The organism is Arthrobacter sp. Y3222053 (genome assembly GCF_059092805.1).
Window position 1 is genome coordinate 773,376 of record NZ_JBNHIA010000002.1, and the last position, 21,358, is coordinate 794,733.

25 protein-coding genes are annotated in these 21,358 nt (G+C 71.1%); 13 read left to right on the forward strand and 12 right to left on the reverse strand.

Annotation, left to right across the window (positions count from 1 at the left end; genetic code table 11):
- Positions 1-13 precede the first annotated feature (13 nt).
- Positions 14-394 (reverse strand): hypothetical protein, encoded by a 381-nt coding sequence (locus AC5RUW_RS07770; RefSeq protein WP_494160136.1) that lies wholly within the window; start codon positions 392-394, stop codon positions 14-16.
- 189 nt (positions 395-583) lie between these two features.
- Between AC5RUW_RS07770 and AC5RUW_RS07775 the strand changes: the two genes are divergently transcribed.
- The 3 genes from AC5RUW_RS07775 (at position 584) to AC5RUW_RS07785 (ending at position 2,930) form a co-directional block, all read left to right on the forward strand.
- The gene (locus AC5RUW_RS07775; protein ID WP_494160137.1) at positions 584-910 is read left to right on the forward strand and encodes a TfoX/Sxy family protein; all 327 of its coding nucleotides are present in this window, start codon (positions 584-586) and stop codon (positions 908-910) included.
- A 73-nt stretch (positions 911-983) separates the two neighbouring features.
- Positions 984-1,991 (forward strand): arsenic resistance protein, encoded by a 1,008-nt coding sequence (locus tag AC5RUW_RS07780; RefSeq protein ID WP_494160138.1) that lies wholly within the window; start codon positions 984-986, stop codon positions 1,989-1,991.
- Positions 1,992-2,051: 60 nt separating this feature from the next.
- On the forward strand, positions 2,052-2,930 hold the full coding sequence (locus AC5RUW_RS07785; RefSeq protein ID WP_494160139.1) for an Fpg/Nei family DNA glycosylase: 879 nt from the start codon (positions 2,052-2,054) through the stop codon (positions 2,928-2,930).
- 13 nt (positions 2,931-2,943) lie between these two features.
- On the opposite strand, the gene AC5RUW_RS07790 is transcribed toward AC5RUW_RS07785, so the two are convergent.
- A complete protein-coding gene (locus AC5RUW_RS07790; RefSeq protein WP_494160140.1) occupies positions 2,944-4,092 on the reverse strand; it encodes a PQQ-dependent sugar dehydrogenase in 1,149 nt (382 codons plus the stop codon).
- 136 nt (positions 4,093-4,228) lie between these two features.
- Between AC5RUW_RS07790 and AC5RUW_RS07795 the strand changes: the two genes are divergently transcribed.
- The 3 genes from AC5RUW_RS07795 to AC5RUW_RS07805 all read left to right on the forward strand — a co-directional run bounded on the left by AC5RUW_RS07795 (position 4,229) and on the right by AC5RUW_RS07805 (position 6,717).
- Complete coding sequence (locus tag AC5RUW_RS07795) at positions 4,229-4,936, forward strand: NADPH-dependent F420 reductase (protein WP_494160141.1); 708 nt, start codon at positions 4,229-4,231, stop codon at positions 4,934-4,936.
- Positions 4,936-5,901 carry an MsnO8 family LLM class oxidoreductase gene (locus AC5RUW_RS07800; protein ID WP_494160142.1) on the forward strand — a complete coding sequence of 322 codons (966 nt, stop codon included), beginning with the start codon at positions 4,936-4,938 and terminating at the stop codon, positions 5,899-5,901. Before AC5RUW_RS07795 ends, AC5RUW_RS07800 begins: the two co-directional genes overlap by 1 nt.
- Before the next feature lie 66 nt (positions 5,902-5,967).
- Positions 5,968-6,717 (forward strand): DUF1648 domain-containing protein, encoded by a 750-nt coding sequence (locus tag AC5RUW_RS07805; protein ID WP_494160143.1) that lies wholly within the window; start codon positions 5,968-5,970, stop codon positions 6,715-6,717.
- A gap of 62 nt (positions 6,718-6,779) precedes the next feature.
- Here the strand turns inward: AC5RUW_RS07805 and AC5RUW_RS07810 are convergent, their stop codons facing one another.
- The 4 genes from AC5RUW_RS07810 to AC5RUW_RS07825 all read right to left on the reverse strand — a co-directional run bounded on the left by AC5RUW_RS07810 (position 6,780) and on the right by AC5RUW_RS07825 (position 9,493).
- A complete protein-coding gene (locus AC5RUW_RS07810; RefSeq protein WP_494160144.1) occupies positions 6,780-7,739 on the reverse strand; it encodes a ketopantoate reductase family protein in 960 nt (319 codons plus the stop codon).
- Between the two features lie 58 nt (positions 7,740-7,797).
- Positions 7,798-8,445 (reverse strand): class I SAM-dependent methyltransferase, encoded by a 648-nt coding sequence (locus tag AC5RUW_RS07815; protein WP_494160145.1) that lies wholly within the window; start codon positions 8,443-8,445, stop codon positions 7,798-7,800.
- Positions 8,446-8,491: 46 nt separating this feature from the next.
- Entirely contained in the window at positions 8,492-8,872 is a 381-nt protein-coding gene (locus AC5RUW_RS07820; protein ID WP_494160146.1) for a VOC family protein, read from the reverse strand.
- Positions 8,873-9,016: 144 nt separating this feature from the next.
- On the reverse strand, positions 9,017-9,493 hold the full coding sequence (locus AC5RUW_RS07825) for a hypothetical protein (RefSeq protein WP_494160147.1): 477 nt from the start codon (positions 9,491-9,493) through the stop codon (positions 9,017-9,019).
- Positions 9,494-9,710: 217 nt separating this feature from the next.
- Here AC5RUW_RS07825 and AC5RUW_RS07830 point away from each other — a divergent pair, with 217 nt between their 5' ends.
- The 3 genes from AC5RUW_RS07830 (at position 9,711) to AC5RUW_RS07840 (ending at position 12,157) form a co-directional block, all read left to right on the forward strand.
- Positions 9,711-10,817 (forward strand): sensor histidine kinase, encoded by a 1,107-nt coding sequence (locus AC5RUW_RS07830; protein ID WP_494160148.1) that lies wholly within the window; start codon positions 9,711-9,713, stop codon positions 10,815-10,817.
- Positions 10,817-11,419: a response regulator transcription factor gene (locus tag AC5RUW_RS07835; protein ID WP_494160149.1), complete on the forward strand. Its 603-nt coding sequence runs from the start codon at positions 10,817-10,819 to the stop codon at positions 11,417-11,419. The genes AC5RUW_RS07830 and AC5RUW_RS07835 overlap by 1 nt, the downstream gene beginning before the upstream one ends.
- Positions 11,420-11,635: 216 nt before the next feature.
- Positions 11,636-12,157 carry an alpha/beta fold hydrolase gene (locus tag AC5RUW_RS07840; RefSeq protein ID WP_494160150.1) on the forward strand — a complete coding sequence of 174 codons (522 nt, stop codon included), beginning with the start codon at positions 11,636-11,638 and terminating at the stop codon, positions 12,155-12,157.
- A 114-nt stretch (positions 12,158-12,271) separates the two neighbouring features.
- On the opposite strand, the gene AC5RUW_RS07845 is transcribed toward AC5RUW_RS07840, so the two are convergent.
- Genes AC5RUW_RS07845 through AC5RUW_RS07855 form a run of 3 tightly spaced genes read right to left on the reverse strand, consistent with a single transcriptional unit; the run spans position 12,272 to position 14,426 of the window.
- Complete coding sequence (locus AC5RUW_RS07845) at positions 12,272-13,021, reverse strand: cation efflux transmembrane domain-containing protein (protein ID WP_494160151.1); 750 nt, start codon at positions 13,019-13,021, stop codon at positions 12,272-12,274.
- Positions 13,021-13,365 (reverse strand): ArsR/SmtB family transcription factor, encoded by a 345-nt coding sequence (locus AC5RUW_RS07850; protein ID WP_494160152.1) that lies wholly within the window; start codon positions 13,363-13,365, stop codon positions 13,021-13,023. The genes AC5RUW_RS07845 and AC5RUW_RS07850 overlap by 1 nt, the downstream gene beginning before the upstream one ends.
- 59 nt (positions 13,366-13,424) lie before the next feature.
- On the reverse strand, positions 13,425-14,426 hold the full coding sequence (locus AC5RUW_RS07855; RefSeq protein ID WP_494160153.1) for an FAD-dependent oxidoreductase: 1,002 nt from the start codon (positions 14,424-14,426) through the stop codon (positions 13,425-13,427).
- Positions 14,427-14,575: 149 nt separating this feature from the next.
- Between AC5RUW_RS07855 and AC5RUW_RS07860 the strand changes: the two genes are divergently transcribed.
- The 3 genes from AC5RUW_RS07860 to AC5RUW_RS07870 are packed head-to-tail and all read left to right on the forward strand — an operon-like array spanning position 14,576 to position 16,574.
- Positions 14,576-15,196, forward strand: a complete 621-nt coding sequence (locus tag AC5RUW_RS07860; protein WP_494160154.1) for a TetR/AcrR family transcriptional regulator — start codon at positions 14,576-14,578, stop codon at positions 15,194-15,196.
- Complete coding sequence (locus AC5RUW_RS07865; RefSeq protein ID WP_494160155.1) at positions 15,196-15,990, forward strand: NAD(P)H-dependent oxidoreductase; 795 nt, start codon at positions 15,196-15,198, stop codon at positions 15,988-15,990. Before AC5RUW_RS07860 ends, AC5RUW_RS07865 begins: the two co-directional genes overlap by 1 nt.
- A gap of 23 nt (positions 15,991-16,013) precedes the next feature.
- Positions 16,014-16,574 carry a hypothetical protein gene (locus AC5RUW_RS07870; RefSeq protein ID WP_494160156.1) on the forward strand — a complete coding sequence of 187 codons (561 nt, stop codon included), beginning with the start codon at positions 16,014-16,016 and terminating at the stop codon, positions 16,572-16,574.
- A 46-nt stretch (positions 16,575-16,620) separates the two neighbouring features.
- Here the strand turns inward: AC5RUW_RS07870 and AC5RUW_RS07875 are convergent, their stop codons facing one another.
- Positions 16,621-18,093 carry an FAD-dependent monooxygenase gene (locus tag AC5RUW_RS07875; RefSeq protein ID WP_494160157.1) on the reverse strand — a complete coding sequence of 491 codons (1,473 nt, stop codon included), beginning with the start codon at positions 18,091-18,093 and terminating at the stop codon, positions 16,621-16,623.
- 277 nt (positions 18,094-18,370) lie between these two features.
- Here AC5RUW_RS07875 and bsh point away from each other — a divergent pair, with 277 nt between their 5' ends.
- Positions 18,371-19,318 (forward strand): choloylglycine hydrolase, encoded by a 948-nt coding sequence (gene bsh / locus AC5RUW_RS07880; RefSeq protein WP_494160158.1) that lies wholly within the window; start codon positions 18,371-18,373, stop codon positions 19,316-19,318.
- Here the strand turns inward: bsh and AC5RUW_RS07885 are convergent.
- Both AC5RUW_RS07885 and AC5RUW_RS07890 read right to left on the reverse strand, forming a co-directional pair.
- Positions 19,315-19,614 (reverse strand): hypothetical protein, encoded by a 300-nt coding sequence (locus tag AC5RUW_RS07885; protein WP_494160159.1) that lies wholly within the window; start codon positions 19,612-19,614, stop codon positions 19,315-19,317. The two genes, bsh and AC5RUW_RS07885, sit on opposite strands and share 4 nt — an antisense overlap.
- Before the next feature lie 10 nt (positions 19,615-19,624).
- Positions 19,625-20,824, reverse strand: coding sequence for a low temperature requirement protein A (locus tag AC5RUW_RS07890; RefSeq protein WP_494160160.1), 1,200 nt, complete (start codon positions 20,822-20,824; stop codon positions 19,625-19,627).
- Positions 20,825-21,358 lie beyond the last annotated feature (534 nt).

The window sequence follows — 21,358 nt, forward strand, 5'->3', positions numbered from 1 at the left end:
CGGTGCCCGGCCCTCAGCGCTCGGGCGTCTGCTGGTGGTGGATCAGCCGCGCGCCGTCGGGGGTGTCCACCCAGCTGGAGGACATCACCGCCCGGTAGGTCTCGGCGCCGCGGCGGCCGGTGAACCGATAGGTGTGGACGGCGGTCCGGCCGTTCCTGAAGTACCACAGCGGGGCGAGGTCGACGTCGTCCCAGCCGGGGGACGCGGCGATCGCGTCTATGCACTGACTGCGGTCCAGGACCGCCCCGGGAACCACGAGCAGCGCCTCGTGATGCAGCAGCTCCACGTACGCGGGTGCGCCCTCCGCGGCCAGCTGCCGCTCCAGCACCAGCAGCTCCTCCTCCTGCAGTCCTGTCCGTCCCTCGCTCCTGCCCTGTGCTCCCGCTGCGGTCATATCGTCCTCCCCTGGTGCACGGCGGCGGCCCGGTCCGCTACAGTCCGGCAGGTCGCCGCGGCGGCGCCCGGGGACAGGATAGGCCGGTACCCGGGGCGCCAGAAGCGAATCGGAGCAGATGCGCGAGCGGGCGGCGAAACGGGCCCCGGACGCCGGCCGGGTTCCGGGGACGAGTGGAAGGGGCACCCGATGGCACAGGAGGATCTGGTGGGCCGGGTACGGGCTGCCCTGGCGGTGGAGCCGCCGGCCCGGGAGGTGGCCATGTTCGGCGGCCGTTCCTTCATGGTGAACGGAAAGATGGTGGCCGCCGCCCGGAAGACCGGTGATCTGCTGGTGCGGGTGTCACCGGACCGGCACGCTGAGCTGCTGGGACGGCCGGGAGCGGCACAAGCGGAGATGGGCGCCGGGCGCAGCATGGGAGGGGGCTGGATCTCGGTGCGCGGAGACGCCGTGGCCGACCAGGAGCAGCTGGACTTCTGGCTGGGCGTGGCGCTGGAGTTCAACCGGTCAGGGTAGCTCCTCCCCGCCGGCCATTGAGGTGCACGCAGCCGGCTCGGGGCGGAGGGCCCGCCGGCCCTAGGCTGGGTGCATGCAGACGCGTCTGGTGGCCCGAATGGAACGACACCAGGTGGGCCTCTACCTGCTGGCCCTTGCAGCCGGCGGAATCTTCGGATGGCTGGCGCCGGCGGCCGCCGCTCCCCTCCAGCTGTCCATCAGCCCCCTCTTGGGCCTGCTGCTGTTCGCCACCTTCCTGGGCATTCCGTTCGCCCGCATCGGCCGGGCCGTCCGGGACGGACGGTTCATGGCCACGGTGCTGGTCCTGAACTTCCTGGTGGTACCGGCGGTCGTCTACGGCCTGTCCCGGTTTGTCGCCGGGGAGCAGGCGCTGCTCGTCGGGGTGATGCTGGTCCTGCTTGCCCCTTGCGTTGATTACGTCATCGTGTTCTCCGGCCTGGCCGGCGGTTCGAGCGATCGCCTCCTTGCCGCGGCGCCGGTCCTGATGCTGGCCCAGATGGTGCTCCTCCCGCTGTACCTGCTGCTGTTCATCGGACCGGACCTGGTGTCGGTCATCGAACCGGCGCCCTTCGTCGAGGCGCTCATCGGCCTGATCGCCGCGCCGTTGGCGGCGGCGGCCCTGGTGCAGCGCCTGGCGCGCCGCTCGTCGGCGGCCCGCCGCGTGATGGCCCTCCTGCAGAACCTCATGGTGCCGCTGATGATGCTGGTGCTCGCCGTGGTGGTCGCTTCCCAGATCGTCGGCGTGGGGCGGGAACTGGGCTCCCTGCTCGCTGCGGTGCCGGTGTACGTCGCCTTCCTGGTCATCATGGTCCCGTTGGGCCTGTTCGCCGCCCGGACGGCGGGCCTTGACCCGGGCAGCTCCACGGCGGCGGTCTTCAGCGGCGCGACGAGGAACTCCCTCGTGGTTCTTCCGCTGGCCCTGGCGCTGCCGGACTCCCTGGCGCTGGTGCCCCTGGTCGTCGTGACGCAGACCCTCGTGGAACTGATCGGCATGGTGGCCTGCGTTCGGATCCTGCCCCGGCTGATTCCTGCACCCTTGTCTCCAGGCCCGGTGTCTCCGGGATCCGACGGCACCGGCTGAGACCGCAGGCCGTGCCCACGGCAGGTCGCCATCGACGGCGGCCGGTGGAAGGATGGGCGCATGCCTGAGATGCCGGAAGTGGAGGGCCTGGTCCGATTCCTGGACGAGCGGACGCGCGGACTGCAGTTGACGCGCGTGGCCGTCGGCCAGATCAATGCCCTGAAGACCTTTGACCCGCCCATCAGCGCGCTCGACGGCGCGGCGGTGACCGGCGTCGTCCGGCACGGCAAGTTCCTGGACCTGGCGGCGGCGGAGCCGGGCACGGGCGAGCAGCTGCACCTGGTGTTCCATCTGGCCAAGGCCGGCTGGCTGCGCTGGTATGAGCAGGCGCCCGCCGCCCCGTTGAAGCCAGGCAAGGGCCGGACGGCGCTGCGGGCCGGCTTCTCCGACGGTTCCGGGTTCGATCTGACCGAGGCCGGCACGAAGAAGTCCCTGGCCGTCTACGTAGTGCGTGAGCCGGACCAGGTGCCCGGAATTGCCCGGCTGGGCCCGGATCCGCTGGACGGGGATTTCACTGCCGAGGTGTTCGCCGGCCTGCTTGCCGGACGGCGCACGCAGATCAAGGGCGTCCTGCGGGACCAGGGCACGATCGCCGGCGTCGGCAACGCTTACTCCGACGAAATCCTGCACGCGGCACACATGTCCCCGTTCGCGCTCGCGGACTCGCTGGACGCCGACGAGGTCCAGCGGCTGTACACGGCGCTGCGCGGGGTGCTGGCGGAGGCGGTGGCGGCAGCGGCGGGCAAGCCGGCGGCCGAGCTGAAGGACGCCAAGCGCAGCGGCATGCGCGTGCACGGCCGGGCCGGTGAGGTCTGCCCGGTGTGCGGGGACACGGTGCGCAGCGTGTCCTTCGCCGACAACTCCATGGAGTACTGCCCCAATTGCCAGACCGGCGGCAAAATCCTGGCGGACCGCCGGCTCTCCCGGCTGCTGAAGTAACCTGCCCCGGGCCTCAACGGCCGACGTCGACCCGCAGGATCCGGTCGTCCCCGGCGGAGGGGCTGCCGCGGCCGTCGGTGTTGTTGGTGAGCACCCACAGCGCGCCGTCGGGGGCGGTGACGACGTCGCGCAGCCGCCCGTGTTCCCCCGCCAGGTACTCGGTCGCCGTGGAGGTGTCCTCCAGCGGGACCTCGCGGAGCCGTTCGCCGCGCAGGTTCGCGATCCAGACGCTGCCGCCGGCGACGGCGACGCCGCTGGGACTCGCGGCGTCGGGTTCCCACTGCTGCACCGGATCGATGGAATCCGGGGTAGCGGCGATGCCCTCCGCCGCAGGCCAGCCGTAGTTGCCGCCGGGTTCGATGACGTTCAGTTCGTCCCAGGTGTTCTGCCCGAACTCGCTGGCGTACAGCGTCCCGTCGGCATCCCAGGCCAGGCCCTGCGGATTGCGGTGTCCGTAGCTGTACACCGGCGACCCGGGAAACGGGTTGTCGTCGGGCACCGCGCCGTCGGGCTCCAGCCGCAGGATCTTGCCGGCGAGCGCGGCCCGATCCTGCGCGTTGTCGGAGTTTCCGGCGTCGCCCGTCGTGGCGTACAGCAGCCCGTCCGGGCCGAAGGCGATCCGGCCGCCGTTGTGGATCGTTCCTGCGGGGATTCCTGCCAGCAGCGTCTGTGCCGGCCCCAGGCCCAGGGCGCCGGGTGCGCCGGTCAGTTCCCGGCGCTCGATCCGGTTCTCACCCCGGCCGGTGAAGTAGGTGTAGAGGTATCCCTCGTGGGCGGCGATGCCCAGCAGGCCGCCTTCACCGCGCGGCCCCACGCCCTCGATGGTCCCGACTTCCCGGGCGGCGCCCTCTGCAGCCAGTTCCAGGATCCGCGCGGTGTCACGCTCGCTCACCAGCGGGGTGCCGTCCGCGGTGAAGGTGATGGACCACGGCGCGTCCAGGTCCTCCGTGATCGTCTCCACGGCCACGGCGGTTCCCGGTGATGCGGCCGGCGCCGGGCCCTGCTGATCCGGACCGGGCATGCATCCCGTGAGCCCGGGCAGCAGCAGGACGACGGCGAGCGCGGCGGCCCGGCGGCGCGCTCGCCGGCGCGCCTGCGGTTGCGACTGCCGGTGCGGAGGGCAGGGCTCGATCAGGCTCCGGCGGGCGGCGTTCGAGGACATGGCTGCCTCCTGACCTGGCGGAAGCGCAGTGGCGTCCACTCTAGGCGTCCTGGGTGCAAGCCGAAAGCGGTTCACACCCCCGGCGCGCCCCGAAGCCTGCGGGAATGGCAGCCCCGCTGCGCGTGTTGCCGAAGGCATGAGCAGCCAGCCGCCCGTCGAGAACCTCCCACTCTCCCCCGCCGAGTCCGCCGCCGCCCGATCCGTCCACCAGGTAGCGGTTATCGGCGCTGGCAAGGTGGGCACCGTCGTCGCCCGGAGCCTGCTGGAGGCCGGATGCCGGGTCACGCTGTCGGGCTCCGGGGATCCTGCGGAGCTGGCGCTGATGACCGGGATCCTCGCCCCCGGTGCCGAGGCGCGCTGGACGGCCGACGCCGTGGCGGATGCCGACCTGGTGGTCCTCGCCCTGCCGCTGCACCGGCTGCCGGACCTCGATCCCGCGCTGCTGGCAGGGCGGATCGTGGTGGACGCGATGAACTACTGGCCGCCGGTGGATGGCAGCATCGCCGCTTTCGACGCCGCCGAGAAGGGCTCCAGCCTGGTGGTGCAGCAGATACTCCCGGACGCCACCGTGGTCAAGACCTTCAACCACACCGGCTACCACCACCTGGAGCCGGACCGGCGCCCCGCCGGGCATCCGGAGCGGCTGGGCCTGGCCGTGGCCGGAGATGAGCCGGGCGCCGTCGCACTGGTCGCCGGGCTGGTCGACCGGCTGGGCTACGATCCCATCCCCGTGGACTCGCTGGCCGCCGCACGGTTCCTGGAACCTGGCGGACCGGCATTCGGCGCCCGGCTCACCGCGGCGGAGCTCCGCGAGCTGGCCGCGGTGCCGGCCGGCCGGCCCTGATGCGCGTCTCCCTGCTGGACCGTGCACGTACCCGCGTCGGGGAGACCGATGCCGGGACGATCGCGGCCACCGTGGACCGGGCGGTACGGGCCGAGGGGCTCGGCTTTTCCCGGTTCTGGACCGCCGAGCATCATGCCGTTCCCGGCATCGCCATTTCCGCGCCGGCGGTGCTGCTGGCCGCGGTCGGCGCCCGCACACAGCGGATCCGCCTCGGCACCGGCGGGATCATGGTGCCCAACCACCGGCCGCTGGTCATCGCCGAGCAGGCGCTGCTGCTGGAGGCGCTCGCCCCGGGGCGGATCGACCTCGGGCTGGGCGGCTCCCTGGGCTTCACGGCGCCCGTGCGCCAGGCGCTCGGACGCACCGTGCTGCGCGACGGCGAGTACGCCGCCGAAGTGGCCGGGGTCCGGGACTACCTGCACGGCCGAGCCGGGCTCACCGCCCGGCCCCGGACTGCCGCTCCCCCCATGTTCCTCCTGGCCATCAAGGACGGGCTGTCGCTGGCCGCACGGCTGGGCCTGCCGGCCGTGGTCGGCGGGCCCCTGCTGGGCAACACCGCCGCCCTCGGCCGCTACTTCGCCGAGTTCCGGCCCAGCGAAGCGGCGCCGGAGCCCTACCTGATCGCCAGCGTGGAGGTCTCGGTCGCCGACGACGCCGGCCGTGCCCGGGAGCTGCTGCTGCCCGAGGCCTGGGCGCACGCGGATTCGCGCGACGTCGGCGAGTTCCGCCCGCTGCGGCCGGTGGAGGAAGTACGGGAGCTGCTGGCGAAGGCAAGCCCGAAAAAGGCCGCTGCGGTCCGCTCGTTCACGGCCGCCGCCGTCACCGGCACGCCCGATCAGGTGGCCGGGCAGCTAAAAGGGCTGCTGGAGCGTACCGGGGCCGCGGAAATCATGCCCAGCGTCAGCGCCTACGACCGCGCCGACGTCGCCGCCGCCGACGACTTCCTGGCGTCACTGATCGACTAAAGCCACCCGGCGTCGGCCGGCAGAGGAAGGCGACGTCCCGCACAGCCCGGGTTAGGCTGTGGAACCATGACAGCCGAGACCGACATTCAGATCGCCCGTGGCCGTGCTGCCCTGTGGCTGCTGTATCCCGCAGCGCTGCTGATCCTGGCCGGGTGCTTCGCCTACGGGACGACGATCTATGACTCGCTTCCGGACACCGTGCCGACCCACTGGGGAGCCTCCGGGCAGCCCGATGCCTGGGCGGAGAAGTCCTTCGGCTCGGTCTTCCTGCCCCTGATGATCGGGGCGGGGCTCATCCTGTTCCTCGCGCTGATCGCCGCCGCGGTGCCGGTGATGGTTCCCGCGGAGCAGGAAGCCACAGCCTGGGAGCTGTACCGGCGCGAAGGCATGATCCGCGGCACCATCGCGGCGATGGGCGGCGTCGGTGTGCTGCTGGCGTGCATCCTCGGGTACCTGACGGTGAACGGATGGCGGAATCCGGAGCAGGTGCCCATCTGGCCGGCGCTGGCGGGCACCGCGCTGCTGCTGGCGGCAGTGGTCGCCGCCTACGCGCTGGCATCCCGCTGGGCCCGGCGCACCGCCCTGGCCCGCGGCGTCCACCCCACCGAGGATGAGCAGGCCGAGGACAGGCTCTGGGTCGCCGGCGGCTTCTACAACAACCCCGATGACCCGCACGTCCTGGTGCCCAAGCGCAGCGGCTCCGGCACCGGCCTAACGGTGAACGTCGGCAACGCGAAGGGCCGCGCCGCCGTCGTCGTGTTCCTGGCGGTCTTCGTGGTCTTTCCGCTGGTGCTCGGGGTCGTGCTGGCACTGTAAGGACAGGTCGGCAAGCACCGGCGCGGCCTGACCGGCGGCCGGGCAGCCGGCCTGTGCGTGACTCAGGCAGGGGTGTCGAGGATGCTGAGGGCCCGGTACATGGTCGTGTGGATGGGGGCCGAAACGCCGTGCCGGGCGGCGATCCGGACGAGCGCTCCGTTCTGTTCCTCAAGTTCGGAGGGCCGGCCCGCGAGGAGGTCGCGCTGCATGGAGGCGGTGCTCTCCGGCGCAAAGGCGTCGTACTGCTCCATGGTCTTCTGCACGTCCGCCTCGGTGAGCCTGGCCCCGGCCGCAGCGCCGATCGCGGCGGCTTCGCGCATCGCGTCCTCCACAAGACTGCGGGTCTGCGGATTCGTCCGGGTTTCGCCGACCGTTTTGCGGCAGAGCGCGCCGACAGCGCCGTAGGAGGCGATGAGCATGAACTTCCGCCACAGACCCGTGGTGATGTCCGCCGAAACCCGGGCGCGGATGCCGGCCGCGTTGAGCGCGTCGGCGAGGGCCTGCACCCTGGGCGTGGTCTCGCCGTCGAGTTCGCCCAGGGTGACGGCGGGCTGTCCGCCCACGTGGTGGACGTGGCCCGGCTCAACCAGATACGAAATGATCAGCGCCAGGCCGCCCAGGGCGTGCCCGGGTCCGACGGCGGCGGTGATCTGCTCGGACGCGGTGACACCGTTCTGCAAAGGCAGCACCGCGGTGTCCTGGCCGAGCAGCGGCTTGGCCGTGGCCATGACTTCGCGCACAGCCCCTGCCTTGCAGGCGAGGATCACGGCGTCGCACTCCCCGATCGCGGCTGCGTCGGTGGCGACGCCGGCCACGGGAACCACCTCGTCCCGTCCGTCGCCGGTGGTCAGGCGCACGCCTCGCCCGGTCAGCGGCGCCAGATGGCGGGGCGTGACGAGCAGGTGGACCTCCTGCCCGGTCCGGGCCAGAGCGGCGGCGAAGTAGGCCCCGACTCCCCCGGCCCCGACGATTCCGATTTTCAACGCTGCCACGTCCTCCCCGTTTCCTGCCGGTGTCTGCATGGCGGCCAGCCTACGTCGGGCCGCCGCCGGTTTCAGGAAGGATCGACCGGCCTCTGCGTTAGCTGCGGCGGACAGCGCGGACCACCACATCCTGCAGCTGTACGGGGTCGCCGTGCCGGCTGATGGCGGTGCGGCCGCGTTCGACGGCGGTTTCGACCCGCCACTGCGCCGGGTCCAGCAGCGCCTGGACGGCGTCGGCGGACGTGACCGCCTCCTCCGGGTGTTCGTGCGCGCCGTGTCCGTGGCCGTGCTGGTGCCCGACGATCAGCAGCGTCCCGCCCGGGGCCACCCAGCGGGAGATCCGCTCGTAAAACGCCAGCTGCGGAATGGTCGGATGCGCGTAGAAGGTGGCCACCAGGTCGAATCTCCCCTCCGGCTGCCACTCGGTGAGGTCTGCTTCGATCCAGGTGATGTCGGCCCCGGGAGACCGGGCGGCGGCGCGTCCCAGCGCCTCGGCGGACAGGTCGACGGCGGTCACCGCCCAGCCGTGCGCCGCCAGCCAGGCCGCCTCGGCGCCTTCGCCGCTGCCGGCGTCGAGCGCCGTCCCCGGCGTCAGGCCCGCGATCTCCTCGTCGAGCGCCGGGTGGGCGGGCACGACGGCGGCGTCGCCGCCGGGTTCGGTCCAGTGCGCCTCCCAGTAGTCCTTGCCGAACTGTTCGTGGCCGGCCTGGTCTTCGCCCTGATGGGGCTGGTGCCCGTTGGTCATGCTGCGCCTTCCTGCGATGTTCTCCTGCTCCCAGCCTAGGCGCGGATCAGACCCATTCGACCAGCTGCACGATCAACCCGTTCGGGTCCCGGTACTGGCAGTACCGTTCGCCCCAGGGTTCGGTCTCCGGTGCGGTGACGACGTCGACGCCGGCCGCCGCCAGCTGCTCATGCCAGCGGTCGATGCCCTCCACCACGTGCACCAGCAGCAGCCCGTCACGGGCGCAGCCGGCTATCTCGGCGGGCTTGAAGGTGGGCAGCCCGGTGCGCAGGAAGATGAGGTTGGAGCCGCCGTCGGGATGTTTCAGCGAAACCATGCCGTCCTGCTCCATCTCCACTGTGTAGCCCAGGTGGGTGGTGAGGAAGTCCGCGGAGGCCTGCGGATCGGGAACGTTCAGGGAGACGGCGAAGCCGGTGGGCTGGGGCATGTCGGTTCCTTTCGAGGCTCGGGCGGGATGGCGAACGGACGGTGCCTGGTCGATAGTGCCTCCAACGGTGCCGGTGCGGTCAAGGGAGGCGGCGTGCAGCGGCCGCAGGTGCCGATGGACCGTGCCGGGCCGGCGCTCCGGCGGTCAGACGCCGACCACCCAGCGGAGCACGCCGGCGGCCACCAGCCCGAGCAGGAACCCGTTCAGGATGATGACGCCGACGGCCGAGGTGAGCACGATGCTTCGCCCGAGCCCGGAGGAGCGCATGATGAACGCGGCGGCGGGAACGCTGAACAGGAACCCGCTGATCACCATGCCCGCCGGCACGCCCCACTGCTCGACCCGGCGCATCACCTTGTGATCCGCCCACCGGTTCTCCCGGCGCTCGCCGAACCGGTGCGCCAGGCGCAGCACCAGCAGCGTCACCAGGATGGTGCCGGCCACGCCCAGGAGGATGGACGGGAGCCAGTGGATTCCTGCGACCACCCCGACGGTCGCGGCAAAGTCGCCTTCGAGGAAGGGCACCATCCCGATCAGGAACAGGACGGCCATCTGAAGCGGGACGGGCAGCGAGTCCACAAATCCGTGCAGGTCCAGAATCCGTTCGCGCAGCTGGTCCACCGGGGGTCCTTTCATTCGGCTCCGGGGGTCCTGAAGGGGACCCGGAGCGTGCTTGGTGTCGTTGCTCTCCAGCCTGCCCGGGGCGCTGCGGGGCGGGCAGTGCCGTCTGGTCAGGGGTTTTGATGACACAGCGTCACTGGCACAGCCGCCGTGTTTTCTGATTGGTTGGAGGCGGCGGGCCTCTCAAGCGGCCCGCCGCTTCCCGGAAGGAGTACACGTGGCCATCACAGAGGCGGGCACTGTCGGGGACGTCCGGAACATGGTGCGCTCCCGTCGGGCCCGCAGCTGGGCGTACTCAGTTGCGGCCACCATCCTGGCCACGGCCCTGGTGTCCCAGGATTGGAAGGCGATCCTGATCGTGGTTCCCGGCGTGCTGCTGGCCGCGCTCGTGCTGCTGCGCATCGACGAGGAACCGAACCTCCTCCTGGTGGGCGGAACCGCCGTCGTGGGGCTTGCCACGCTGGTGTGGTCCGCGCTGGCGCTGGCCAACCCCGCCGGGTCCATGGCGCTGGCCGTCGCGGCAGGGGCGGTGATCGACGCGCGGGCGAAGCGCAGGGTCCTGTGGGCCACGGCCGCTGCCGCGGCCATCGGAACGCTGAGCGCATTGGCATTCACCACGGGTTCCCCCAATGCCGCGGGCACGGTTCTCCAGCTGACCTTCATCGCGGCGGTCTGGCTGAGCGCGATCCTGGACGTGGGCTCCGAGCGCCGGCTCTTCACGCTGCTGGAACGGGCCAAGGACGCCGAACGGGAGCTTTCCCTGGCCCGTGAGCGGCAGCGGTTCGCAGCGGACCTGCACGACATCCAAGGACACACGCTGCACGTGATCAAGCTGAAGGCCGCCGTCGCGGCAAAGCTCCGCACCGTGGATCCGGAGCGGACGGCGCAGGAGCTGGACGCCATCCAGCAGCTGACAGCGGAGACCATCGCCGCCGCCCGGGAGCTGGCCGCCGACCGGCACGCGCTGAGCTTCTCCGAGGAGCTGGAATCCTCCGTGGACCTGCTGACCGCCGCCGGCGCCGCCACTTCGGTTCACCGGCCGGAGGGGACGCCGGCTGCGGAGCACGGCCCCGTCCTGGCGCGGGTGCTGCGCGAGGCCACCACCAACATCCTGCGCCACTCACGCCCCGAGCGGGTCCGGGTGGTGGTCGGACCGGACCGGATCGCCGTCACCAACGACGGCGTGCCGGCACCTGCCGCTCCCCCAACGCTGCGGGGCCTGGAGACGCTGCGCCGCCGACTCCGCGCGAACGACGGGGACCTTGAGCTCCGCCACGGCGAAGGCACCGTGACCCTCACCGCCCGGCTGACGGCGGCCGGCTGATGCTGAGAGTGCTGCTGGCCGACGACGAGCGGCTGATCCGTACGGCCCTGGCCACCCTGCTGCCCCTGGAGGCGGAGCTGGAGATTGTGGCCGAGGCCGCGGACGGGGTGGAGGCGGTTCGGCTGTTCGAGCAGCTGCGCCCGGACCTGGCGATCCTCGACCTCGACATGCCGGTCCTGGACGGGCTGGGAGCGGCGTCCCGGATGCTTGCGCGTGTGAAGGACCAGCCGATCCTCGTCCTGACCCGCCACGCCCGCCCGGGGACGCTGCGCAGCGCCCTGCAGCTCGGCGTCCGCGGCTTCCTCGGCAAGGACACCGACCCGGACGAGATCGCCGCGGCCGCGGTGACCGTGGCCCGCGGCGGACGGGTGATCGACCCCTCGGTCTCGGCCCGCGCACTGATCAGCACATCGCCGCTGACTGACCGGGAAAAGGACGTCCTGAGGGTCACCGGCGACGGCTACAGCGTGCACGACATCGCCCGGATCCTGCACCTGTCACCCGGCACGGTGCGCAACTACCTGTCGTCGGCGATCCAGAAAACCGGCCAGCGGACCCGTCACGACGCCGCCCGGTACGCCAGGGAGAACGACTGGCTCTAAGGCGGCGGAAGGTATCAGCCCAGCGGGGCGGTCAGCCGATCCGTTCCAGCGCCAACCCCGGGACCGGAGTTTCCGCACCCGGGCTCGGCGAGGCAGGCTCCGGGGTTACGGTGGCTGAACCGAGCGCACCGAGCGCACCGAGCCCACCGAGCCCACCGAGCGAACCGGGCAGGCGGGCAGCGGGCGGTCAGGCAGGCGGGCAGGCGGGAGCAGCGTATGGACGTCCTTTTCCTTCACGGCGCCGGCGGCTGGGAGGATGATCAGCCGCTGGCCGGGGAGCTGGGCGCCCGCCTGGATGTGCCGGTGACCATGCACCGTTTTCCAGACGAGGACATGTCCGCCGCGGGCTGGCTCCGGGGTATTACCGACGCGTGGGCCGGACTCGGCGCGGAGGCGGTGGTCGTCGGGCATTCCTTCGGTGCATCCATGGCGCTGCTGCAGCTCGCGGACGGCTGGCAGGGGCCGCTGCCGCGGGGCTTAATCCTGCTGGCCACGCCCTTTTGGGGTGAGGAGGGCTGGCAGGGCGAGTACGCACTGCCCGCGGACTTTGATACGCCGGCCGGGCTGCCGATCGTGTTCCACCACTGCGCCGACGACGAGACCGTCCCCGTTGGCCATCTGGACCGGTTCGGGGTCCTGCTCCCCGACGCCGTCGTGCGCCGGCACGAGACCGGGGGACATCAGTTCGAGGGCCGGATGGCGGCGGTGGCCGACGACGTCGCGCGCCTGTCCACGTAGGCCCGGGTTCCGGGGAAGGGGTAGCACCAGGAGCGGGCATGGGCAGCGGTTATGGACCTGGACCCGGCCCCCGCCGCCCGCTCGCCGTCGGGAGGGATAACCCTGCTGAACCCGTCAGGCGGGCCGGGACGGCGTGGTGTTGGTGCCGCAGCATGGTTGGGCAGCGCCGCCCGGCACGCTCCCACAGGTGTCTTCGCCGGCACCGGCGTCGACGGCTCCGAACGACGGGGCGCAGCAGGAGTCACCCTTCCACGCTTCCCAGCCTTCCTTGACGGCGACGACGGCGATGACCAGGGCAGCGAGCGGGTCCGCCCAGGACCAGCCGAGGGTGCTGTTGAGCAGCAAACCGATCAGCAGCACCCCGGACAGATACGTGCACAGCAGGGTCTGCTTGGAATCCGCCACCGCGCTGCGGGAGCCCAGTTCCCGCCCGGCCCGGCGCTGGGCCCAGGACAGGAACGGCATGACCGCCAGGCTGACCGCGGCCAGGACGATTCCGACGGGCGAATGCTGGGCTTCCACTGCCCCCAGCAGGGCGCGAAGCGCATCGAAGGTCACGAACGCGGCGAGGCCGAAGAAGGAGAAGGCGATCAGCCGCAGCGCGGACTTCTCCCGTGCTTCCGGATCCCGGCCCGCGAACTGCCAGGCCACGGCCGCTGCCGAGAGGACTTCGACCATGGAGTCCAGACCAAATCCGATCAGGGCACTGGACGATGCCACCGTTCCGGCGCTGATCGCGACGACCGCTTCGATCACGTTGTAGGTAATGGTGGCGGCCACGAAGAACCGGATCCGCCGGGACAGCACGGCCCGCCGCTGCGCGTCCGCTGTGGACGCCGGGCTCTGGCCAACGGAGGCAGCCATCAGCAGCAGCCACCTCCGCCTGCGTGGTGCTGACCGCTGGTGCAGCAGCACTCCGGCTGGGCCACCACGGCGGCGCCGACCAGGGCATCCAGCGCGTCGCCGAGTTTGCCGTCAGCCAGTTCGTAGCGGACCCTGCGGCCTTCCGGGATGGCAACGACCAGCCCGCAGCCCCGGAGGCAGCTCAGGTGGTTTGAAAGACGCTGCTTGCTCACCCCCGCGAGCTCGGCCAGATCACCGGGGTACGACGGCCCCTGCCGCAGGGCCAGCAGGACCTGCGCGCGGATCGGGTCGGACAGGGCATAGCCGAACCTGGCCAGCACGGAGTGATGAGTCAGCGTTTCCACGGGCCCATAGTACATCGAAGGCTGTACTGTTCGCGGGTTTGTCGCGCGCGCCTGCGCTTCTAGCGGCCCGGCAGTTCCTCCTCGATCAGGTCCGCGGCGTCGAAGGCGGCACCCCAGGATGTCGTCACGCCCACGCTGCCGTGCCCGTAGTGGTGCAGCAACGGGGCCGGGGACGCGGCGTCCCATTCCAGCCGCGCCGTCTCCCGCATCGGCCGGGCGCCCACGCGGATCTCGAGCGGTTCGAGGCCCTGCAGCCGGGGTTCGACGGCGGCACAGCGGGCGGTGATCTCCGCGGCGGCGGCCTCCGGGTCGGCCGGCGGCTGGAGCAGCGCGTCGCCGCCGAGGCTCAGCCGGTCGCCGTGGCAGAACCAGGACACCCATTCGGAGGCGGCGGCCTCGTAGAAGAAGGTGTCCAGGCCGGGGTTGGGCACGATCACGCTCAGCCCGTAGACAGGGGTCAGGTCGTCGTCGGCCGCGAGGCTGCCCGCCGCGGCGCCGGCACTGTTGACCACGACGGTCTCCGGCGGCCAGCCCTCGCGCAGGTCGGTCACGGTCCGTTCGGTGACGGTGCCGCCGGCCAGCCGCAGCCGCTGTTCCAGGTAGTCGAGGTAGGGCGGCATGTCCACGACCGGCAGCTCGGCCCAGAAGCCCACGGGGTAGCCCGCCAGCTCCTCCGGGCTGCAGGGCCCGTACCCGGGCACGCGGTAGGCCCAGTCCGGCGTCTCGTCGGTGGTGGCGGTGACCAGCCGGCCGTCCTGCAGCCGCACCCCGCGTCCGCCGTCCCGGGCGAGCAGGGTGAACTCCCGGATCCCCGTCTCCGTCCAGGCCAACATCTGTTCCCCGAACATCGGAACGGCGGGTCCCACCAAGGCAGCGGCCGCATGCGAGGCGGTGGCCCGGCCACGGCCCGCGGACACCAGCTCCACCGGGTACCCGCGTTCAGCCAGCACGACCGCGGTCGTCAGGCCGATCACCCCCGCCCCCACCACCGCGATCCCGGGCTTGCCGCGCTCCCCTGTTCCGGCGTCGGGCTGCGGAGAAGATGACGGAGTCGGCTGCATGCGCAGCAGTGTACGCAGCAGCCAAATGGCGGGGAATACGTCTGTGCCTGACCCGACGACGTCCGCCCCCGGGGGTCTGTCCATCCGAACCTACCCGGAGTAGCTTACTGCGAGTAAGTTAGCGATGGTTTCCAGCACCTGGAGGAACGATGACGGGTCTCTCCCACGCGGCAGCGCGCCGCCGGCTGTCCCGGCCGGAGCGGCGCGCCCAGCTGCTCGATGCGGCCCGGGAACTGATCCGCGACGCCGGAACCGACGGCTTCACCCTCGGCCGGCTCGCCGACCGGGCCGGGGTGACCAAACCGCTGGTGTATGACCACTTCGGAGACCGCGCCGGCGTCTTCGCCGAGCTGTACCGCGAGTTCGAGGCCCGCCAGCGCCGGGCGCTCGCGGCCGCCCTGGCCGAGGCCCGGCCGCAGCTGCCCGCCGTCGCCGGCCTGGTCGCCGCCGCGTACATCGACTGCTGCCTCGCCGAGGGCCGGGAACTGGCCGACGTCGTCGCCGCCCTCTCAGGCTCCCCTGCCCTCGCCGCGGTGCGCAGGGAAGCCGAGGACGCGTATCTGGCCATGTGCCGGGACGCCCTGGAACCGTTCACCGGCCCGATCGATGCCGCCGGGCTGCAGGCGCTCATCGGTGCCGGCGACGCCCTGGCCCGGGCCGCGCTCGCCGGCCGGATCAGCGCCGGCCAGGCCCGCAGCATGCTCGCCCGGGTTCTCCTCGCCGTCACCGGCGACGCCCACCCACTGTCCGTAGCCACAGAGGAGTCCTGATGTCGATTCATCATCCGCCCACCCCGGGAACCGCCCTCTGGGTCACCGCCCATCCCCGGGCCGGATCCCTGAACGGCCGCCTGTTCCGCGAAGGCGTCGAGGCGCTGTCCGCGCGGTACGAGGTGGCGACGTCGGACCTGTACGCGCAGGGATTTGATCCCCTGTTCGGCAACCGCGACCTCGGAGACCTGGCCGACGCACCCGGAAACCTCGCCGAACAGGCCGGCGACGCCTACGCCGCCGGGCAGCTGCCCGCCGACGTGCAGGCGGAACAGGCCAAGCTCGCCGCCGCCGAACTGCTGGTCCTGCAGTTCCCGCTCTGGTGGTACGGCCCGCCGGCCATCCTCAAGGGCTGGTTTGACCGGGTCCTCACCGACCGGTTTGCCTACGGGGACATGGATCCGGAGCTCGGCGTGCCGCGCCGGTACGGCGACGGCGGGCTGGCCGGGCGGCGGGCGCTCGTCGTCGTCACGGCCGGGGAGGACGCGCGCTCCATCGGCCCGCGCGGCATCAGCGGCGACCTGGACTCACTGCTCTTCCCCATCACGCACGGCGTGCTCTGGTACGTGGGCATCGAGCCGCTGGCCCTGCACGCGGTGTACGACGCCGACTCGCTGGAGTCTGCCGACGTGGATCGAGAGGCCAAGCGGCTGCGGGAGCGGCTGGCAGGGCTGGACACCGAGCCGGCACGGCGGTTCCGCACCCTGCGCGACGGCGACTACCGCGGCACCCGGTCCCTGCGCGCCGACATCCTGCCCGGCCGCACCGACCTGGGAATCCACCTGGCTCCCTGAGCACTCCTGTTGACACAACATTAGTGCTGCTGAAGGCTCGACGAATGAAAAATCGGCGCATTCCCTTCGCCAGCGTGCTGATGGCAGCACTGACCATTTCCGCCTGCAGCGCTCAGACCGATGAGCCTGCCCACAATGCCGAGACCAGCGCAACCGGATCTGCTGCCACGGCAGCCCCTGGCGCCGAACAGACTTCTGTTTTTTCTCCGCTGACGAGCGTGGCCGACTATTGGGCAGACCATCCGGAAAGAGCGAACGATCGCGCCAGAACAGGAATGCTGCTGCTCAATGAGCAGGGAACGGATTCGAAGAGTTTTACCCTCCCCGATGCAGCGGCGCAGCAAGCCGTCATGGTGATTCTGATTTGCGACAGTGAATCCGCTTACGAGATCACCATTGGAAACGACACCAATTCTGAACTCTCGAGCACCTTCGGCAGCTCCTGCGGGGGTCCCGCGATCAACAGTTATACGACCCCGCCACATGACCCGGCGGACCCGGGCACCGTTCCAGACCGCATCCAGGTCAACGTCCCGTCCGGAGTCGACTACTACCTCACGGCGTACGGGGTAGGCAGCGCCTGACCGCCTTTCCTGAGACGTCCGGTCAGGGCGCCCTGCGCCGACGCCATTAGCTCGGCGCACCGAACCAACGGGCCAGCGCCGCGTCCAGTGCCTGCTGCTCCGCTTCTGTCTGCTGCTCCCCAGACCGTCCTGTCCCGCCGACCCAGACGACGTGTCCGTCCGGACGCAGCAGGACGGCGGTCCCGGCATCGAGGCAGAAGCCCGGATCCGTCACATTGTCCACCCGATCCGCCCAGCACGACGCGGCGTACGTGCCGGTGGCGTCGAGCAGCAGTCCGCGGCCGGCGCGCAGCAGCTCAAAGACGCTGCCCTGCTTCAGCGGCCGGTCCGGCAGCCGCCGGCCCAGCAGATCCGGCCCAACGCCGTCGCCCTCCCCCAGGTCATAGCGGATCCCGAGGGCGGTGACCTTCTCGATCAGGTGCCGGTGCACCTGCGGGAACTCCATCAGTTCGGCGAGCAGCCGGCGCACCGCCTGGGCACCGGGCTCCTGCGAGGCGAGCTCGGAGGAGGCGCGGGTGTTGTCCAGCACCGCCGCGGCCACCGGACGGCGTTCGGCCTCGTAGCTGTCCAGCAGGCCAGGCGGTGCCCAGCCCTGCACGACGGCGGCGAACTTCCAGCCCAGGTTGAACGCGTCCTGCAGGCCCAGGTTCAGGCCCTGCCCGCCGAACGGCGGATGCACATGCGCGGCGTCGCCGGCCAGCAGCACCCGGCCGGTGCGATAGCGCTCGGCCAGCCGGGTCGCGTCGCCGAAGCGGGAGAGCCAGCGCGGGGAATGCACGCCGAAGTCGGTGCCGGCGTACCGGCGTAGCTGTTCGCGCAGCTCCTCCAGCGTGGGCGGGGCGGTGCGGTCCTCGGCGACGCCGTCGGCGGGCACCACGATGCCGTACCCGCCGTCGGCCCCGGCCATCAGCCCGAAGTCGCGGTGCGTTTCGCGGACACGGGCGACGACGGCGGCCACCTCCTCCGGGTCGGCCCTGACTTCCGCGTCAGCCCGGATCCACTCGCGCTGCGGCGGATCGCCGGGGAACCCGATGCCGGCGGCCCGGCGGATGGTGCTGCGGCCGCCGTCGGCGCCCACGAGCCAGCGGGCGCGCAGCTCGGTGCCGTCAGCAAGGGAGGCGGTGACGGCGTCGTCGTCCTGGATAAAGCCGGTGACTTCCGCGCCGCGGCGGATGACGATTCCTTGGGCGAGGGCGTGTTCGGTGAGCAGGCGTTCGGTGACGGTTTGCGGGATGCCCAGGACGTAGGGGTGGGTGCTGTCCAGCTGCACCGGGCGGGCCGGGGTGATGCCGGCGAAGAACCCGTCGGCGGGATAGCGGGTGCCGGCGTCCAGGAACGGGCCGGCCAGTCCGCGGCTGTCCAGGATTTCGATGCTGCGTGCGTGCAGGCCCTGGGCGCGGTCCACCCGGGTGGGCTCCGGGTCCTTGTCCAGGACCAGCGGGTGCAGTCCCTGCAGCTGCAGTTCGGTGGCGAGGAAGACGCCGGTGGGGCCGGCGCCGGATATCAGGACGTCGTGCATGTGGGTGCCTCGCTTCGTGCCTCGGCCGGTCGGCGGGCTGCTGTTCAGCTGCTGCTTCCGGGGCGGTGCCGGAGCCGCAGCAGACCATTCTCCGCCTTTGCCCCGGCAGTGCCGCAAGACCTCCGGCACTCCCGCGCGGAAATGGACGGCGGGTGGCCCGCATTCGGCGCCCATCCGGCGTCGGGCTCTTGCCGCGCACCTGCACCGGGACCAGACTTAAACGGCGGCGGAGCGGCCATTCCGCCGGACCCCCTCACCCACGGCAGGGAGCGGCACCATGTGCACAGGCATTCGATTCACTGACGGCAGCGGCAACCTTTATCTGGCCCGGAACCTGGACTGGACGTTCGGTTATGGCGAACGGGTGGTGCTCACCCCCACCGGATATGCGCCCCACTCCCCCTTCGGCGCGGTGCCGGAGATCCGGCACGCCGTGATGGGGATGGGCATCGTGGAGGAGGACACGCCGCTGTACTTCGACTGCGGGAACGACGCCGGCCTGGCCGTTGCCGGGCTGAACTTCCCCGGATATGCGCAGTACGCGTCGGAGGCGGCCGACGGCGCCACGAACGTGGCCGCGTATGAGTTTCCGCTCTGGACGGCTTCCCAGTTCACGACCGTGGACGAGGTGGAGGCGGCGCTCGCCGACGTCGTGATCGTGGACAAGCCGATCAACGAGAAGTATCCGAGTTCGCTGCTGCACTGGATCATCGGCGACGCGCAGCGGGCGATCGTGGTGGAGTACACGGCGGACGGCATGCACGTCTTCGAGGACGACGTGGACGTGCTGGCGAACCAGCCCGGGTTCATGTGGCATCACGAGAACCTGCGCAACTACCTCAACGCCTCCTCCGAGTATCCGGAGAAGGTGGTGCTGAACCGGGCGGACCTGGTGCCGTTCGGCTCCGGGTCGCTGATGCGCGGGATTCCGGGCGATTACTACTCGCCGTCGCGGTTTGTACGGGCGGCCTATGTGCACGCGCACTATCCGGACAAGACGACCGAGAAGGAGAACGTCAGCCGCGCGTTCCATACGCTGCAGCAGGTCGCGATGGTGGAGGGCAGCGCCGCGATGGAGTCCGGCGAGTTCGAGAAGACCATCTACACCGGGCTCTTCTCCTCCCGGACCAGGACCTACTACTGGAACACCTACGACGATCCGTCGGTGCAGAGCGCGGCCATGGACGATTACGCGGCCGACGGCGCGGAGCTGGTGGTCGTCTAACGCTGCGGGGTTTGGGGCGGCGGCGGTGGGCCGCCGTTCCGACCGGGTGTCCCTTCGCGGTCCCGCCAATAATCGGCGCGCTGCCAGCGAACGTACCGCACGACGGTGGTCACCAGCACTGCTGCCGCGATAACACTGAGCGCAGTCGAGAGGCAGAACCATCCGTCACCGCCGGGACCGAACCAGTCGAGAGTCCGTGACAGCAGGATCAAGGCGATGCCTGCGCCCACCCCTATGAACATCAGACGCTCCCGGCGCTTCATCTCGTGGTTGGGTGCTCCCTGGTCCTCAGTCACGAGCACATTCCTACCGGCGGTGCTTCGGATGGGCCAGCGCGGCCGGGCGGAGCCGCTCGCGTTCATCCACCAGAACCACGGCGATGAGGACGGCGACCAGCAGCGAGGACACGGCCAGGGCCGGCAGCTGCCCGCCCACCAGCCAGACGATGCCGCAGGTGGCGGCGCCGACGAGCCGCCGGTAGCTGAGCACCCGGGCCACGCGCAGGCGCAGCACGGCCTGGGCCAGCAGATAGAGCATCGGTCCGCCGACGACTGCGGTCAGCTCGGCGCCATGCAGTTCTTCGGTGGCGTGGGCGATCACCAGTTCGTCGCCGACGGCGCTGAGGATGATGCCGGCGACGAGCAGCACGTGTCCATAGGTGTAGGCGTCGCGGGCCAGCTGGGTGCGGGCGCCGGGCTGCGCCGCGGTGCGTTCGGCCAGGGCGTGCTCGGCCAGCTCGCGGGTGGAGGTGAAGTAGAGCCACCACAGGGCCGCGGTGCCCAGGAAGGCGACGCAGAAGGCGGTCACGGTGACGGTGTCCAGGTCGAGTTCGGCGGTGGTGGTGCCGGTGATGATGATGGTCTCGCCCAGGGCCACGATGATGAACAGGCCGAAGCGCTCGGCGAAGTGGCCGGCCACCGGCTGCCAGGCGGCGGCGGAAATCCGGGGCAGCCCAGGCACCCGGAACAGCAGCAGCGGTGCCCCGTAGTCCAGCGCGAGGGCGATCAGCCAGAGGGCCACGCGGGCGCCGTCGTCGGCAAGGCCGCCGGCGATCCAGAAGCAGCCGGCGAAGTTGAACCAGATCAGGATGCGGCCGGCGCGCAGGCGCTGGTTGCTGCCGGCGTCGGCTGACACGAAGGTCAGGAACAGGTGCCGGCCGACCTGGATGGCGACGTAGGCGCCGGCGAACAGCAGGCCCTTGTCGTCGAAGGCATCCGGGATGGCGACCGCCATCAGCAGTCCGGCGAGCATCAGCGCGATGAGCAGCAGCCGGACCGGGTTGGATTCGGGGTTCAGTTCGTTGGTGGCCCAGGTGGTGTAGTTCCAGGACCACCAGACGGCGAGCAGGATGATCAGCGCCTGTCCGGCGCCGGCCCAGTCGAGGTGTTCGAGCAGCAGATGCGAGACCTGGGTGATCGCGAAGACGAACACCAGGTCGTAGAAGAGTTCCAGGGTCGCCGCCCGGTCCCCTTCGGCGTCGCTGCGGCGCTGTAGCTGTCGGATCAAGGTGTGCCCCTGCCTGTGCGAAGGTCAGATGGTGGTTGACCTTACGCTCCGGAACGGCGCCCGGCGACGGGCCACGCTCACTCCTGCCACGCTCGACACTGCGAGGGGCCGAGTCCTGTCCGACGCTGGCCGCAGTCCTCGCCTCTTGCTGGCGTTGGTTCCCACGCCACGTGCCCTCGCGCAGTCGATGACGGAGTGTTGTCTGACACATTCACGGAGAGGGCCGGCTGACGGCCGGGACTTGTCCCCGGTGGAGATTGCCCAGCCGCGAATGCTGCGCGAGATAAGGATGAGAATTTTGTCCCTCACAATCACGGACAAGGCCATTAAGGACCAGCAGGCGGTCTTGGACAACATCGCCGGCTGGCCGGAGCCCTACCCAGCATCGGCACGTAGCTGCACGAGACCATCATGGCCGCCGGACCAAAGCTCGAACCGCATCTGGTACGGGGCACCGGCTACGCCGCCGGACGCAGCGCACCGGTGCTGGTGTTCTTCCGCCCGAATGACGGCGTGATGTCTCTCCGCCTCTCG